General features: G+C 54.6%; 11 protein-coding genes. 10 read left to right on the plus strand and 1 reads right to left on the minus strand.

Going from position 1 to position 17,265, the window contains the following annotated elements; translation table 11 throughout:
* The first annotated feature begins 353 nt into the window (after positions 1–353).
* The 6 genes from JT719_RS22860 (at position 354) to JT719_RS22885 (ending at position 11,251) form a co-directional block, all read left to right on the plus strand.
* On the plus strand, positions 354–2,753 hold the full coding sequence (locus JT719_RS22860) for a glycoside hydrolase family 127 protein (RefSeq protein ID WP_242693424.1): 2,400 nt from the start codon (positions 354–356) through the stop codon (positions 2,751–2,753).
* Positions 2,754–2,853: 100 nt separating this feature from the next.
* A complete protein-coding gene (locus JT719_RS22865) occupies positions 2,854–4,818 on the plus strand; it encodes a glycoside hydrolase family 127 protein (protein WP_207436083.1) in 1,965 nt (654 codons plus the stop codon).
* Positions 4,819–4,930: 112 nt separating this feature from the next.
* Entirely contained in the window at positions 4,931–6,622 is a 1,692-nt protein-coding gene (locus JT719_RS22870) for a sodium-dependent transporter (protein WP_207436084.1), read from the plus strand.
* Positions 6,619–6,768, plus strand: coding sequence for a hypothetical protein (locus JT719_RS22875; protein WP_207436085.1), 150 nt, complete (start codon positions 6,619–6,621; stop codon positions 6,766–6,768). Before JT719_RS22870 ends, JT719_RS22875 begins: the two co-directional genes overlap by 4 nt.
* 147 nt (positions 6,769–6,915) lie before the next feature.
* On the plus strand, positions 6,916–8,580 hold the full coding sequence (locus JT719_RS22880; RefSeq protein ID WP_207436086.1) for a M1 family metallopeptidase: 1,665 nt from the start codon (positions 6,916–6,918) through the stop codon (positions 8,578–8,580).
* A gap of 355 nt (positions 8,581–8,935) precedes the next feature.
* Positions 8,936–11,251, plus strand: coding sequence for a S9 family peptidase (locus JT719_RS22885; RefSeq protein ID WP_207436087.1), 2,316 nt, complete (start codon positions 8,936–8,938; stop codon positions 11,249–11,251).
* A gap of 70 nt (positions 11,252–11,321) precedes the next feature.
* Here JT719_RS22885 and JT719_RS22890 read toward each other — a convergent pair whose 3' ends face one another.
* A complete protein-coding gene (locus JT719_RS22890; protein ID WP_207436088.1) occupies positions 11,322–12,230 on the minus strand; it encodes an AraC family transcriptional regulator in 909 nt (302 codons plus the stop codon).
* A gap of 210 nt (positions 12,231–12,440) precedes the next feature.
* Between JT719_RS22890 and JT719_RS22895 the strand changes: the two genes are divergently transcribed.
* The 4 genes from JT719_RS22895 (at position 12,441) to JT719_RS22910 (ending at position 17,197) form a co-directional block, all read left to right on the plus strand.
* Positions 12,441–13,376: a dihydrodipicolinate synthase family protein gene (locus JT719_RS22895; protein WP_207436089.1), complete on the plus strand. Its 936-nt coding sequence runs from the start codon at positions 12,441–12,443 to the stop codon at positions 13,374–13,376.
* A 109-nt stretch (positions 13,377–13,485) separates the two neighbouring features.
* The gene (locus JT719_RS22900) at positions 13,486–14,940 is read left to right on the plus strand and encodes an aldehyde dehydrogenase (NADP(+)) (protein ID WP_207436090.1); all 1,455 of its coding nucleotides are present in this window, start codon (positions 13,486–13,488) and stop codon (positions 14,938–14,940) included.
* 6 nt (positions 14,941–14,946) lie between these two features.
* A complete protein-coding gene (locus JT719_RS22905) occupies positions 14,947–15,948 on the plus strand; it encodes a 4-hydroxyproline epimerase (protein ID WP_207436091.1) in 1,002 nt (333 codons plus the stop codon).
* Between the two features lies 1 nt (position 15,949).
* Positions 15,950–17,197 (plus strand): NAD(P)/FAD-dependent oxidoreductase, encoded by a 1,248-nt coding sequence (locus tag JT719_RS22910; RefSeq protein ID WP_207436092.1) that lies wholly within the window; start codon positions 15,950–15,952, stop codon positions 17,195–17,197.
* Positions 17,198–17,265 lie beyond the last annotated feature (68 nt).

Raw genomic sequence — 17,265 nt, forward strand, 5'->3', positions numbered from 1 at the left:
TTTGTTTGTTAGAGTATCTGCTCATTCATGCCTCCTGAAAAGGAGGAAGGGTGAGCAGATCTTTTTTGCTGCCCCACCGGTTTGTTACCTCGCTGTTAACATAGTATTACCATTGGCTAACATGCTGAAGCCTATTGTAAGACTATTGGTGTTTATTGCATTAGAAGAAGATGGCAGGAGAGACGTGTTTTAGGCGTGTTTTTCCCGAATGGGCCCAACCGCAGTCCTGAGGAGGTGAGAAAGTGCTCTGCCCTGGGCAGGAAGAGGCAATAAAGGTGCGAAGCGGCAACTTTCTTTTTGCATTAGAGGGTGGCCCAGATGAGTTCAGTACCATTAAGTAAGACCCCAACTTCATGAACGAAACGAAAAGATGGTTTATACTGCCCATGCTCCTGGGCGGTTTGATCTCCCTCAGCACAGCCCGCGCCCAGTCCTATGTTCCGGAGTGGGGCAACACCAAAATGCAGGTCACGCCGGTGGTCGGGATAAAGGCTTACGCGTTCAACCTGCAGGACGTGAAACTGCTGGAAAGCCCTTTCAAGGAGGCCATGAAAGCAGACGCCGATTACCTCCTGAAGATTGAGCCTGACCGCTTGTTGTCAGATTTCCGGGCCCACGCCGGCCTCAAACCCAAGGCGCCTAAGTATGGCGGTTGGGAATCCTCGGGCTTGGCGGGGCATAGTCTGGGGCATTACCTCTCGGCGTGCGCCATGCAGTATGCGACCACCAAAGACAAAGCCTACTTGGACCGCGTGAACTACATTGTGGAGGAGTTGGCAGAGACCCAGAAAGTCCGAAAAACCGGGTACGTGGGCGCCATTCCCGACGAGGACAAGATGTGGCCCGAGGTGGCCAGCGGCAACATCAAATCACGGGGTTTTGACCTTAACGGCGCCTGGGCACCCTGGTATACCGTGCACAAGATCATGGCCGGCCTCCTGGATGCCTACCAGTACTGCGGCAACGGGAAAGCCCTGGCCGTGAACAAAGGCCTCGCCGATTGGACCGGGGAGACCATCAAAGGCCTGAGCGACGAGAAAATGCAGGAGATGATGGTCTGCGAGTACGGCGGCATGGCCGAGACCCTGGTCAATACCTACGCCATCACCAAATACAAAAAGTACCTGGACCTGTCGTACCGGTTCTACGACAAAAGCATCCTGGATCCGCTGGCGCAAGGAAAAGACATCCTGCCTGGCAAGCACTCCAACACCCAGATTCCCAAGATCATTGCCAGCGCCCGCCGTTACGAGCTTACCGGTGATAAAAAAGACATCGCCATCGCCGATTTCTTCTGGAAAACCGTGACCCAGAACCACTCCTACGCCACCGGCGGAAACAGCAACTACGAGTACCTGGGCGAGCCGGGCAAACTCAGCGACAAGCTCACCGACAACACCACCGAGACCTGCAACACCTACAACATGCTGAAGCTGACCCGGCATCTGTTCGCCCTGCAGCCCTCAGCGCATTTGATGGACTATTACGAGAAAGCGCTCTATAACCATATCCTGGCTTCCCAGAACCACGCAGATGGCATGATGACCTACTTCGTGCCCTTGCGCATGGGCGGCCGGAAGTTCTACAGCACGCCCTTTGATGATTTCACCTGCTGCGTGGGCTCGGGCATGGAGAACCACGTGAAGTACGGCGAGAGCATCTACTTCCGGGGTGAGGACGGCAGCCTGTTCGTCAACCTGTTCATCCCTTCAGAGCTGGACTGGAAAGAGAAAGGCGTCAAAGTAAAACAGGAAACCGAACTCCCTGCCAAGGACCACACTACGCTGACCATTTCCACCAGCAAAACAACTGCTTTCCCGCTGCGCATCCGGCGGCCGCACTGGGCCAAAGACCTGCAGGTGAAAGTGAACGGCGAAACCCAGAAAGTAAGCCCAGGCAAAGACGGCTACCTGGTTTTGACCCGAAATTGGAAAAACAACGACAAAATAGAATTCACCGCCAAATCTGATTTCTACACCGAGGCCATGCCTGATAACCCCAACCGCAAGGCGGTGTTCTACGGTCCGGTGCTGCTGGCGGGCGTGCTAGGGGAGAAAGAGCCGGAGCCCGTGACCGGCGTGCCGGTGCTGGTCACCAGCGAAACGAACGCCAACCACTGGATCAGAACCCTCAACGAGGAGAAACTCCGGTTCCAGACTGCGGGCATTGCCGTGCCGGAGCAGGTGAACCTGATTCCTTTCAACCAAACCGGCACCGAGTACTACACTGTCTATTGGGACGTGTTCACGCCCGAGAAATGGACTGTGCAGAAGAAATTGTACGAGGAAGAAAAGCAAAAGCAACGAGACCTAGAAGCCCGCACCGTGGACATTCTGCGGGTAGGCGAGATGCAACCCGAGCGCGACCATGAACTCACTGGAGACAGCGCAACCACCGGCGAGGGCCACGGCCGTAAGTGGCGCTCCACCAAACAGGGCGGCAACCTGGTCTTCAAGATGAAAGTGGCACCCAACGCCAAGAACACCCTCATGGGCACTTACTGGGGCATGGACAACCGGGGCAGAAACTTTGATATTCTGGTGGACGGCGTGAAAATAGCCACCGAGGACCTGAATAAGTACAAAGAGAGCCGCTTCTATGACATCTCCTATGATATTCCGCAGGAGTTGGTGAAGGGCAAACAGCAGGTGACGGTTAAGCTGCAAGCCAAGCCCAAAAACAATGCGGGGCCCATCTACGGAGTGCGGATGGTGAAAGAAAACATCACTTCAGGGGGTACCTCGTCCAAATAGACGGAGCACCTTTTCTTCAAGCGGCAGGACAACTGATCTTTGCTCACAGGTCCTGTCTCGCCTTCATCGCTTACATACTTTTCGCCAAAGGATTGAGAAAATGAAGAAGAATCTACTTAGCCTTGCCGCCTTGCTTCTGGTGCAAACCGGGGCTTTCGCGCAGGGCGGCATCAGGAACATTGCCCCGGTCAACTTTTCTAAAGTCACCATCAACGATGCCTTCTGGAAACCCCGCGTGGACCAGGTAGCCACCGTCACGATTCCGGTCTGTATTGAGCAAACCGAGGTGAAAACGCCCCGCATCCAGAACTTTGAGATTACGGCAGGTCTTAAGAAAGGTGAGTTCAAAGGCCTCTTCTACGATGACTCCGATGTCTACAAGGCCCTGGAGGCGATTGCCTATTCCCTCAGGAACAAACCCTCAGCTGAGTTGGAGAAGAAAGCCGACCAATGGATAGACCTCATCGCCAAGGCCCAGCAGCCCGACGGCTACCTGAATACCTACTACACGCTCCAATTTCCCGAGAAGCGCTGGACCGATATGAGCATGCACGAAGACTACAACGGCGGGCATCTCATAGAAGCGGCCGTGGCGTACTATGACGCCACCGGCAAACGCAAACTGCTAGACGTGGCCACCAAGTTCGCCGATCATTTCGCCTCGCTTTTCGGGCCGGGCAAGCAGCACTGGGTAACCGGGCACCAGGAACTGGAGCTGGCGTTGGTGAAGCTGTACAACACCACCAAAAACAAGAAGTACCTGGACCTGGCCGATTGGCTTCTGGAGGAACGCGGCCGCAAACTGGCCAAAGGCTACACCTGGACCGATTGGAAAGACACCGCCTACGCCCAGGATGTAGTGCCGGTGAAACTGCAGAAGGAGATCACGGGGCACGCCGTGCGGGCCATGTACATGTACACCGGCGCCGCGGATGTGGCTGCCCTGAAAGGCGATGAAGCCTATATGGGCGCCATGAAAAACGTGTGGGAAGATGTGGTCTACCGCAACATGTACATCACCGGCGGTATCGGTTCCTCGGGCCGCAACGAAGGTTTCTCCAAAGACTATGACCTGCCTAACGAGCATGCCTACTGCGAAACCTGCGCCTCGGTGGGCATGGTGTTCTGGAACCAGCGCATGAGCTCCATGACCGGCGACAGCAAGTACGTAGACGTGCTGGAACGCAGCCTTTACAACGGGGCGCTGGATGGTTTGTCGTTGAGCGGCGACCGGTTCTTCTACGGTAATCCGCTGGCCTCACGGGGGCAGCACCAACGCAGCGAGTGGTTCGGGACGGCCTGCTGTCCGGCCAATATCTCCCGCCTGATCGCCTCGTTGGGCAACTACGTCTATGCGCAGGCCGGCAACGGGGTGTGGGTGAATCTGTACATCGGAAGCCAGACCACCCTCAATACCCCCAACGGGAACCTGCCGCTGGAGATGAAAACCAATTACCCCTGGGAGGGCAAGGTGGACCTGACCATGAACCCGGCGAAGGCGACCAGCGCGACGCTGCACCTGCGCATTCCGGGTTGGGTACAGGGAGAACCGGTGCCCGGTGATCTGTACCGTTTCACTGACAAGGCTCCATCTAAATTCACGTTGAAGCTCAACGGAAAAGCCGTACCTTACAAGATGGAGCGGGGTTACGCCGTCATTGACCGGAAGTGGAAGAAAGGCGACCGCCTGGAACTAGACTTCCCCATGGAGGTGAAAAAAGTTGTAGCAAAAGACAGCCTGACCTACAACAACAATAGGATTGCCTTGCAACGCGGCCCGCTGGTGTACTGCGTGGAAGGCGTGGACAACGGCAAGGAAGCCTGGAACATGGTGGTGCCCGAGGATACCCGTTTTGAGGCTACTTTCAACCAACAGCTCCTAACCGGCGTGGTGTCCCTGAAGGCCGAAGTACCGGTTATCTCCGTGAGTGCCGATGGCCTGTCTACCGTCACCCAGAGGAAAACCATCACCGCCATTCCTTACTATTCCTGGGCTAACCGCGGCAAAAGCCCGATGCAGGTCTGGTTGCCCACTAAGATCAACGGCATCATGTTGAATTACTAACCTGCAAGAATGCTTTAAACCGAAGCATAGTCGGGGTATTGGAATACCTTCCGGAGGCAGGAAGTTTTTCTCAAGCCTTTGTTTTGTCACCAGAGTCAAGCACGTTTAACCGATGGGTATAAAGGAAACAGAATCTTGGGGCTCCCGGATGGGGCTCATTTTAGCCATGGCAGGCAATGCCGTAGGCTTGGGGAATTTTCTCAGGTTCCCGGTGCAGGCGGTTCAGAATGGGGGAGGAGCCTTCATTATCCCGTATCTGGTTTGCTTTCTGGTAATGGGTATTCCGCTGCTGTGGGTGGAGTGGGCCATGGGCCGCTTCGGAGGTAGACAGGGGCACCACTCTACTCCTTTCATCCTGGATTCCATGGGAAAAAGGGCCCTCTGGAAGTACGTGGGCGTGTTTGGCATTTGGACGAACATTGCCATAGCGGCCTATTACTGCTACCTGGAGTCCTGGACCTTGTCTTACATGATGCATTCTGTCCTGGGCACTTTCCACGGAAAGACCCAGGAGGCCATTGGCAATTTTTTCACCCAATATGTGAGTCTTGGCCCTTCGGCGGTGGGGATCCCCTATGAGCCTGTCTTCTTCTTTGTGGTTTGCCTGTTGCTCAACACCTGGATTCTCTCTAAAGGGCTGATGGCGGGGGTGGAAAAGGTGGCGAAGGTAGGGATGCCTTTGCTCATCCTATTTGGGATTTTCCTGGCCTACAAAGGCCTGACCATAACCGCTGGTGAAGCAGGGGCTCTCCATGACAGCAGCGTAGGGCTAAACTTTCTCTGGACCCCCAGGTACGAGAGAATCCTTTCGCCCACGGTGTGGCTCGCCGCAGCCGGGCAAATCTTCTTCACCTTGGCAGTAGGTATGGGAACCATCCATTGCTATGCCTCTTACATGAAGTCCAAAGAGGACATTGCGTTGAATGCCATGTCTGCCGGGTGGATGAACGAGTTTGTGGAGGTAGTCTTAGGCGGAGCCATCCTCATTCCGGTAGCCGTGGGTTATCTGGGCATAGACAAAGTAAACGAACTGGTGCAATTGGGCGGCCTGGGGTTAGGCTTCAAGACGCTGCCCTACCTGTTTTCCCAGTGGGGTCCCATCCTAGGGGCTTTCTCCAGCTTCCTATGGTTCGGATTGCTGTTTTTCGCCGGCATCACCTCTTCGCTGGCGATGGGCACACCTTGGATGGGCTTTCTGCAGGATGAGTTCAGCTGGAGAAGGAAACCGGCAGCGTGGTCGTTTGGGGTACTTGTGTTCATATTGGGGATGCCGACTGTTCTGTTCTTCAACTACGGAGTATTTGATGAATACGACTACTGGACGGGCACCGTGGCGTTGGTAGTGTTTGCCCTGTTGGAGTGCCTTCTTTTTGCCTGGGTGTTCGGCATGGGCAAAGGGTGGAGTGAAATCACAGATGGGGCAGACATCAAAGTACCCCGAGTCTACCGATTCATCATCAGGTATGTTACGCCCGCGCTCCTGCTCTGGGTGTTTGTGGGTTCCCTCTTCACCCCGAAAGGAGGCGACTGGGGAGCTTACCTGAAGGGGAATTGGGAAACGGATAACTCCTCAATTCTGAACAAGATCCTGAACAGCAGTATCCACGAGAAAATAGCGGCCACCGCCGATCTCTCGAAAATAGCGCAGCTACGGGATCAACTATTTTATGTAAACGCCTCCCGCTTTTTGTTGTTAAGCCTTTTTGTGTTCATCTGTGGATTGGTCTTCGTGGCTCATCAAAGAAGATGTACCCTGGCCAAGCGCAAACGGATGGAGGCCACCCTTGAACTCACAAAGGTATGAATATGGCCGCCCTCGCCTTTATGCTCCTCACCCTGGGTTTGGTGACAGGCATGACCTTCTACTTTTTCATCAAAGTCCTGAAAGTACCCCCGAAAACCTACCCGGTGAACCCTGGGGGAGAAGCAACGGAACAAACCGGAAAGTGAACGATAGTACCAACAGTAGCAACCAAAGGGAAAGTGCCTGACTGGGTGCTAGGGGTTTTCCCTTTGAATCTGTCTGGAGCTTCCAATTCTTTCCTCTTTTTAAGCCATTCTGTGGAAATCGGCTTGGGATCCTTAACTCATTTTCAGATGGTTTCTAAAACTCACAGCGTAAAAACCAGTGCTTTGTCTGTCCTTTTCCTGCTTTTGTGGAATACTGCCGCGCAGGCCCAGACCAAGACGTTTACCCGACAGGATACCCTCCGGGGGAGCATCACCCCGGAACGTGCCTGGTGGGATCTGGCGTACTACCACCTCAACGTGAAGGTGAACCCGGCTGACAGCACCATCAATGGCATGAACGCCATCACCTATAAGGTTCTCACGCCCAACCAGCGCCTGCAGGTGGATTTGCAGCCGCCCATGCAGATAGAGAAAGTAACGCAGAACGGAAAGGAACTCACTTTCACCCGCGACGGCAATGCCTGGTTTGTGCAGTTAGATCTGAAACAGACGAAGGGCGCGGTGAACACCGTGGAGGTATATTACGGCGGCAAACCCGTGGTGAGCAAGAATCCACCCTGGAGCGGCGGCATCACCTGGAAAAAAGACGCCAACGGCCAACCCTTCGTGGCAAATTCGAACCAAGGCGACGGCGCCAGTTTGTGGTGGCCCTGCAAAGACCACATGTACGATGAGCCCGACAGCATGCAGATCAGCGTCACCGTGCCGGAGAACCTGATGGATGTCTCCAATGGGAAACTCCGGGGTGTGACCAAGAATAATGACGGCACCAAGACCTTCCATTGGTTTGTTGCCAACCCCATCAACAACTACGGGGTGAACCTGAGCATTGGCGACTACGTGCATTTCTCAGAGAAATTCAAGGGCGAGAAAGGCCTGCTGGATCTGGATTACTACGTCCTGAAAGAAAACCTGGAGAAGGCCAAGGTACAGTTCAAAGACGCGCCGCGTATGCTAAAAGCCTTTGAGCATTGGTTCGGCCCGTACCCGTTCTATGAGGACGGTTTCAAGCTGATTGAAGTGCCTTACACCGGCATGGAGCACCAGAGTGCCGTGACCTACGGGAACGGGTACAAAAACGGGTATCGGGGCAAAGACCCCAGCGGCTCCACCGGTTGGGGCATGAAGTTCGATTTCATTATCATCCACGAATCGGGACACGAGTGGTTCGCCAACAACATCACCTACAGAGACATCGCCGACATGTGGATCCACGAGAGTTTCACCAACTATTCTGAGAACCTCTTCGTGGAGTATTACTACGGGAAGAAAGCCGGCAGCGAATACGTGATCGGAACCCGTGCCGGAATAGGGAACAAGCAGCCCATCATAGGCGAGTACAACGTAAACCACAAAGGCTCCGGCGACATGTACCCCAAAGGCGGCAACATGCTGCATACGCTTCGGCAAGTCGTGAACAATGATAAGAAATGGCGCGACATTCTGCGGGGCCTCAACAAAGAGTTCTACCACCAGACCGTCACTACCCAGCAGATTGAGAACTACCTGAGCAAACACGCGGGCCGTGATCTCACGCCTTTCTTCAACCAGTACCTCCGCGACATCCGGATTCCCAAGTTTGAATACCAACTCGCCGGCAATACCCTCAAGTACCGCTGGACCAACGCCGTTTCCGGGTTCGATTTACCGGTGAGAGTGTACCTGAACGGCAAAGTAAAGTGGCTGGAGCCGGTGACCACCTGGAAGGAAATAAGCGGCGTGGAACCCGGAACTGAGCTCACCTTGGACCCTAACTTCTATGTGGAGGTCGCCGGTAAAGAGAGCATCTAAGTTGCAAGATCATTCAACCTGCTTTTGAGCCTCTTCACCCAAAACGGCTTAAAACAAGATAGGCTACGCTTGGCAGGGAGAAGCTACGTTTGGTACCTCATGCGCTCATCGCTGATTAAAGCCTGCCCTTTTAAAACCGAGCCCTACATGGGGAGATTGATATCGCTGAGATCGAAGATAGAACCTAGGTTGACTATGTCGCTAAAAGCCGAGGCCTAGTGATTATAAGATTTTGGTTTGAAGTTCCCGGCTACAGCAGACTGCTAATATTGTATCAGGAGATGCTAATATGCTGAACAGAAATTACGGGTTTTACAGACATATTGCAGTACACTTCCATTAAATCCTGCCTGAAATGGTTCACTTCCCCTACCTTCCTACTACCAAGCCGTGCGGGCACAGCTTCGCCTTGAAACAAATCCTGGTTTGCCTGGTCGTTCTCCTGGGTTCTGCCCAGCTTCGGGCGCAGGGGACCAAGGCCGATTACGAGCGCGCGGAGAAGCTGAAGGCCGCCATGAATACGAAGGTGTATTATGCGCCGTCCCGGTTCAACTGGCAGGAGGGGAAAGAGTCTTTTTGGTATGTGCGGCAGACGCCCAGAGGGAAAGAGTATATGCTGGTCAATGCCCAGAAACGCTCTAAAAAGCCGGCCTTCGATCAGCAGAAACTGGCCAGGGAATTATCCGCCGCTTTGGGCAAACCGGTAGAGGCATACAACCTTCCCTTTACGGAGATCACCTTTGTGGAGGACGGCAAAGCCCTGGAATTTACTGCCGACGGAACGAAGTGGCGCAGTCCTTTGAACTCCTACAAATTGCAGAACCTGGGCAAAGCAGAGGAGCGCCCCAACCGCTACTGGGGCGATAGGGGGAGCGACCAAGGCAACAAACCCGTTCCTTCGCCGGATAAACAATGGGAAGCGTTCATCAAGAACCACAATGTGTATATCCGTTCGGTTAAAGACAAAAAAGAGGAGTATCAGTTAAGTTTCGATGGGTCGGCCGGAGAGTACTATTCCTCCTTTCTGGAGTGGTCCCCGGACTCAAAAAAGCTGGCCACCAACCGGGTGCGGCCCAACAAAGAGCATTTGGTGTACCTGATTGAGTCCTCCCCCATGGACCAACTGCAACCCAAGCTCCATTCACGCAACTACCTCAAACCCGGCGACGCGCTGCCGCAGCGGGCGCCCCAGCTTTTCCTGGTGGAGGAGAAACGGCAGGTGCCGGTGGACCCGGCGCTCTTCGGGGTGGGGATGCAGTATGACTTATCCAACCCCAGTTGGCGGAAAAACGGGCAGGCATTTACGGTGGAGTATAACCAACGCGGGCACCAGGCCTACAAGGTGCTGGAGGTGGATGCGCTCACCGGCAAGGTGCGGGACCTGATCAAAGAGGAAAGCAAGACCTTTATCGATTACAGCGGCAAGCGGTTCCGGCAGGATGTGGGGGATGGGAAAGAGATCATCTGGGCCTCTGAGCGCGATGGCTGGAACCACCTTTACCTCTTTGATGGTGCTACTGGCAACGTCAAAAACCAGATCACCAAAGGCGATTGGGTAGTCAGGAGGGTAATCCACGTAGATGAGAAAAACCGCAGCATCCTGTTTGAAGGCAGTGGCCGCGAGGCGGGACAGGACCCGTACCTGGTGCAGTATTACCGGGTGAACTTCAACGGCTCCGGCCTGACTGCGCTCACGAAGGAAGACGCCCACCACACCGGTACTTTCTCCTCTGATTTCAAGTATTTTGTGGACAATTTCTCCCGGGTAGATGTGGCTCCCGTGACGGTGCTCAGAAGCGCGACCGACGGGAAAATTGTGATGGAACTGGAGAAGGCAGACGCCTCCGAACTCCCTAAACTCGGTTGGAAGGCCCCCGAGGTGTTCTCAGCCAAAGGTCGCGACGGGCATACGGATATCTGGGGCATCGTGGTGCGTCCTACCAACTTTGATCCCGCCAAAACGTACCCGGTCATTGAATACATCTACGCCGGCCCGCACAGCGCGTTTGTGCCCAAGACGTTCAATTCCGGGGCCCGGCACATGCAGGAATTAGCCGAGTTAGGCTTTGTAGTGGTGCAGATAGACGGCATGGGTACCTCCAACCGATCCAAAGCCTTTCAGGATGTCGCCTGGAAGAACATCAAAGACGCGGGCTTCCCGGACCGCATTGCTTGGATGAAAGCCGCCGCGCAAAAATATCCTTATTTAGACTTGACGCGGGTTGGCATTTTCGGGACTTCCGCCGGTGGGCAGAGTTCGGCCGGAGCCCTGTTGTTCCACCCCGATTTCTACAAAGTAGCGGTTTCCTCGGCGGGTTGCCATGACAACCGCATGGACAAGATCTGGTGGAACGAGCAATGGATGGGCTTCCCCATCGGGCCGGAATACGCCGCCTCCTCAAACGTGGTCAACGCCCATAAACTGCAGGGCAAGCTGATGTTGATCTTGGGCGAAATGGACGACAACGTAGACCCGGCTTCCACGCTGCAGTTGGTGGACGCGCTCATCAAAGCCAACAAAAACTTCGACTTCCTGATGGTACCCGGCATGGGGCACTCGTCCGGCGGAGACTACGGTGAGCACAAACGCCGTGACTTCTTTGTGAAGCACCTGCTGGGCGTGGACCCGCCGGCCTGGGAGACGAAGAACCAGGAACAGTCCAAAACCTGAGACAGGTCTGAAATTCCTGAAACCGCCTAAAACAGAACTGGCTGAATTCAATCAGCCCGATAGCACTGGTTTACTCCTGGGCCGTTTCCACCAGGGAAAAGTCGCTTGTGTACCGGGTGTTGTGGAGTTTCACAAACTCGGTGGGCGTGAAATTGGTGATGTCCTTGAACTGCCGGTTGAAGTAAGAGATGTTGTCATAGCCGCATTCAAACGCCGTCTCCCGGATGTTCCATTTGTCCTCAATCAGGAGTTTGCAGGCGTGGCCGATCCTGATCTCGTTCAGGAACTGGGAAAACGTTTTTTGGGTGTGTTGCTTGAAATACCGGCAAAACGCATTCACGCTCATGTTGGCCACGTTGGCGGCATCACTGAGTTTGATGTCCTCAGAGAAGTTGTTCATGATATAGTTGAAGACATCGTTGATTTTCCGGTTATCAGATTCGTTTAGGTTGGCATTGAAGCCCACCGAGGAAAGCATTTCCACTTCAGTGGAGTGGGAGAGCAGGTTCAGAATGATGAGAACCTGAATAATCCGCTCGAATCCTTTCATGGAACGCATGTCCTGAATCAGGGCCAAAACCTTTTTCTTGGTGTCGCCCTTGATGCATAGGCCGCGCTTGCTGTTGAGCAATAATTTTTGCAGCGCATGGGCCTCAGGGAGCGAGAAAAGGTTATCTTCAAAGGAGGCAAGATCCACAAACACTGAGATGTTGGTGGCTTTAAGCTCCGAGGCAGGTTCGTAGTACTTTTTGTCGTTCCGGAACACGTGCGGAAGGTTAGAGCCCAGGACAAAAATGTCTCCCGCCCTGAAACTTCCGATGCTGTCTCCTATGAACCGGGTACCCGTGCTTTCGCAGATCACCATGATCTGCAGCTCCGGGTGAAAATGCAGGTTTTCATAGAAATGGCGCTGCTCATCATACTGAACCCGGACGGATTCGCCTGAGGTTTTCGGGATTTTGAAATGTAAGGGTTTCATGGTTTGGGTAAGGAAAAGGTAGGGTAAGAACGTACCTAAATTTAGCCAACATAATTGATAAAAAGGCACAAGCAGCCTAATTGATAATTCTGTATCACCAATGGGTAAAATGTAGGAATTCCCTTCGGACCCTTTCAGCTAGTTTTGTTAAGCTCTTATACACGTCTAGAAATCATAAAATCAAATACAGTAACATTAAAAAAGCACGCCATGAATGTACAATGGAAAGGAGTTTTCCCCGCTGTCACCACCAAGTTCACGGAGCATGACCGACTTGATATTCCTGCGTTTCTGAGCAATATTGAGGCTCAGTTGAATGCCGGGGTGGACGGGATCATTTTAGGGGGGACCTTAGGGGAAGCCAGCACCTTGACAGATGAGGAAAAAGCAACTCTGGTGATGGAAACCGTTGCTTATGTAGAAGGAAGGGTGCCTGTGGTGATGAACATAGCCGAGCAGTCCACTGCCAAGGCGATCCAGGCGGCCGAGGAAGCCCGCAAGAACGGGGCGAGTGGACTCATGATGTTGCCGCCCATGCGCTACAAAGCAGATGGCCGGGAAACCGTAACATATTTCAGATCAGTGGCCCAGTCCACGGATCTGCCCATCATGATCTACAACAACCCCATTGACTACCGCATTGAGGTGACGCTGGATATGTTCGAAGAACTGGCCGAAATGGACAATATCCAGGCAGTGAAGGAGTCCACCCGTGAAGTAGGCAACATCACCAAGATGCGGAACCGCTTCGGAGACAGGTTCAAAATCCTTTCCGGCGTGGATACCCTGGCGCTGGAAAGCCTGGTACTGGGGGCCGATGGCTGGGTAGCCGGTTTGGTCTGCGCTTTCCCAGCCGAGACGGTGGCTATTTACAAACTGGTGAAAGCAGGCCGCTTTGAGGAAGCCGTGAAAATCAACCGATGGTTCTATCCACTGCTGGAATTGGATGTGCATCCTAAGCTGGTTCAGAACATCAAGTTGGCCGAAGTCTGCACGAACCTGGGAACGGAGGCCGTACGTCAGCCTCGGCTGCCTTTGGAGGGCGCTGAGCGCGCACAAGTGTTGGCTATCATCAACGAGGCGCTGGAGAACCGTCCGGCTCTGCCAGATTTTGAAACAGAAAAGGAACTGATCACCTCCCTGTAAAAAGCTGGGCTTATGTCACCTGACAGTAGCCCAGCTTTTCGCTTGATAGATCATCTTGGTTTACAGAGCGAAAAGCTTATATTTAAAAGGACCAAAATCAATGCAAAGCATGCCGCTTGATCAAGTGCTTCAAACCGCCGAGGAAGCCTTCCATACCTACAAAAAGGCATCTGCCCAAGGAAAGGCCAACTTTCTGCGGGCTATCGCCACCGAGATAGAACAATTAGGCGAGGAGCTGTTGCAGGTAGCCAGCCAGGAATCCAATCTGCCCTTGGCGCGCCTCACCGGAGAACGGGGCCGGACCATGAACCAGCTCAAGGCCTTCGCCGATCTTCTGGAGCAGGGCGGCTGGCTAGAGGCCACCATTGACCCCGCTTTGCCCGACCGGCTCCCCCTTCCCAGACCAGATCTGCGCCGCATGCTGTTTCCACTGGGACCGGTAGTGGTGTTTGGGGCCAGTAATTTCCCCTTGGCTTTCTCCACGGCCGGTGGAGACTCTGCCTCGGCGCTGGCCGCTGGCTGTCCGGTGGTGTACAAAGAGCACCCGGGGCACCCGAAAACCTCTCAGCTGGTATTCGGGGCCATCCAACAGGCTCTGGGCTCATGCGGTTTGCCGGCTGGGGTTTTCCAGCACGTAAGCGGCGGCATTGAGGTGGGGCAGGAGCTAGTAAAGCACCCCAAAACCAAGGCCGTGGCGTTCACCGGCTCCTACAGAGGCGGCAAAGCCATTTTTGACCAAGCCTGCCAACGCGAACAACCCATTCCGGTGTATGCCGAAATGGGAAGCATCAACCCGATTTTCGTGCTGCCCGGGAAAGCGGAAGCGGAAACCACTGTTCTGGCGGAGCAGGCGGCAGCCTCCGTGTTGCAGGGCGTAGGGCAGTTCTGTACCTGCCCAGGCTTGGTCTTCTATCCGCAATCCTCAACCACGGAAGCCTTTTTGGAGCTACTTTCCCAGAAACTGGGCGAATCCGCCGGCGATAAAATGCTGCATGAAGGCATCTCCAAGAACTACTACCAGGGCCTGACCAGGTTATTGGCCGAAAGCGGCGTTGAAACTCTGGTGACGGCGGAGGAAGATGTATTGACCGGCCACGCCGCCTTGGCCAGAACCAACGTGCAGGAGTGGCTGAAAAACACCGCGTTGCAGGAAGAGGTCTTCGGACCGTTCACTTTGGTGGTGACCTATAGCGACATGGCAGAACTGGAGCAGGCGGCGGAAGTGCTGCAGGGCCAGCTCACCTGCACCATCTGGGGAACCACAACTGAATTAGCTGCCGCTGGGAACCTTGTGGACACAGTGCGCGAGAAATGCGGCCGATTGTTGTTCGCCGGCGTGCCGACGGGCGTGGAGGTAAGCCCGGCCATGACCCACGGCGGACCATTCCCGGCTACCTCAGACAGCCGCAGCACCTCGGTGGGAACCAACGCCATCAAGCGTTTTGCCCGCCCTATCACCTTCCAATCGGCGCCGCAGGACCTGCTGCCCGATGAATTAAAAGATCAGAACCCCCTTTCCATCTGGCGTACCGTGGATGGACAGTTCACCAAAGACCCCATTTAATCCTTTATGGCAAGAAAAACCTTCTTCTGTATTGATGCCCACACCTGCGGGAACCCCGTGCGCCTGGTGGCCGGGGGCGGCCCCGTTTTGCAGGGCGCCAACATGAGCGAAAAGCGCCAGCACTTCCTGCAGGAATACGATTATATCCGGAAAGGCCTTATGTTTGAGCCGCGCGGCCATGATATGATGTCGGGCAGCATTCTGTATCCGCCGCATGACCCGGATAACGACGTCGCCGTGTTATACATCGAGACCAGCGGTTGCCTGCCCATGTGCGGTCACGGCACCATCGGTACCGTCACCATTGCCATTGAAGAAGGCTTGATCACGCCCAAAACACCCGGCGAATTGCGTTTGGAAGCACCCGCCGGCCTGGTGAAAATAAAATACACCCAAGAAGGCAAAAAGGTAAAATCAGTGAAACTGACCAACGTAGCCTCTTACCTGGAGGCGGAAGGCCTGACGGTGGAATGCCCGGAGTTGGGCGAGTTGAAAATAGATGTGGCCTACGGCGGAAATTTCTACGGCATCATTGATCCGCAGGAGAACTTCCCCGGCCTGCAGGAGTTCACCGCCGATAAGCTGATTTCCTGGAGCCGGGTGATACGGGAGCGCATGAACGAGAAATACAGCTTCGTGCACCCAGAGAACCCCACCATCAAAGGGATGAGCCATGTGCTCTGGACCGGCGATACGCTGCAACCGGCTTCCACGGCCCGTAATGCCGTTTTCTACGGCGACAAAGCCATAGACCGATCGCCCTGCGGCACCGGAACCTCGGCGCGCATGGCCCAGTGGTACGCAAAAGGAAAGTTGAAGCCGGGCGATGTGTTTGTGCATGAAAGCTACATCGGGTCAATCTTCAACGGCACCATTGAGGGCGAGACCACCGTCGCCGGCAAACCCGCCATTCTGCCCGGCATCGAAGGCTGGGCCATTGTTACGGGGCTCAACACCATCTTCTTTGATGACGAAGACCCTTATGTCCACGGATTCCAAGTGATTTGATATGAGCAGAGTTACCATTGTAGGGGGCGGCATCATCGGCCTTTTTACCGCTTACTATTTGTCTGAAGAAGGCTTTGAGGTCACCATTATTGACAGAGGAGATCTGTCCAACAGCTGCTCCATCGGCAATGCCGGCATGATCGTGCCCAGCCACATCGTGCCGCTGGCCTCGCCCGGCATCATCGCCAAAGGCATGAAGTGGATGCTTTCCTCTACCAGCCCCTTTTACATCCACCCGAAGCTGGATCTGCGCCTGGCCCAGTGGTGCCTGCTTTTCTACAAGGCAGCCACCAAAAAGCACGTGGAATACAGCATTCCCTACCTGAAAAACCTGAGCCTGTACAGCAAAAACCTGTACGTGGACTTCGCCGGTAAGCACAACTCCCCGGAAGTAGGCTTTCAGGAAAAAGGCCTGCTGATGCTGTATAAATCCGAAGAAGCAGCCCACGAGGAAGTGGAATTCGCGCATCTGGCCCGCAAACACGGCCTGGAAACCGAAATCCTTTCACCGGACGAGGTGAAGCAACTGGAACCTCATGCCGGCATGGACGTGCGGGGTGGGGTCTTTTTCCCCGGCGACGCCCATTTGAATCCCTCGCAGTTGCACGCGTATTTGGTGCGGCACTTAGAACAGAAAGGCGTGAAGATTGTGCGCCATGCCGAGGTGCTGGACTTTGCCACCTCCGGGAGAACCGTCACCTCCGTCATCACCGACAAAGGCGAGTTTGCCTCTGACCAGGTCATCATCGCGGCTGGGAACTGGGCCGGTGAGGTGGCCCGCAAGCTCAAGATCACCATGCCCATGCTGGGCGGTAAAGGCTACAGTTTCCTCACCAAAAATTCCCCCGCTATTCAGCGTCCGGCTATCCTCACCGAAGCCCGCGTGGCGGTGACCCCTTTCGGGGAACAGGTACGGTTTGGCGGCACCATGGAAATCACCAATGACAACACCAGCATCAACCTGAACCGGGTAAAAGGGATCCATAATTCCATCTCCAAATATTACGGCGGTTTTCAGGCCGATTTTCCGGAAAAAGATAAAATCTGGAGCGGGCTGCGTCCGTGCTCGCCAGACGGTCTGCCCTACATCGGCGCAACCAGTCGCTGGAACAATGTGTTTTTTGGCACCGGCCACAGCATGATGGGCCTCAGCCTGGCGCCCGCCACCGGCAAGCTGCTCACCCAGGAACTCCTGAACCAGAAATCATCCGTGGGCATAGACGCCTTCTCGCCGGATCGGTACAGTTAACATCTTAGTAGGTTCCTTCCTGCCAGGCAGGCGAGTGACCCCAGAGTGCGCTTACCATGTTCACCCCA

This window comes from Sabulibacter ruber, from assembly GCF_017355955.1.
In the GTDB taxonomy this organism is placed as follows: domain Bacteria; phylum Bacteroidota; class Bacteroidia; order Cytophagales; family Hymenobacteraceae; genus Nibribacter; species Nibribacter ruber_A.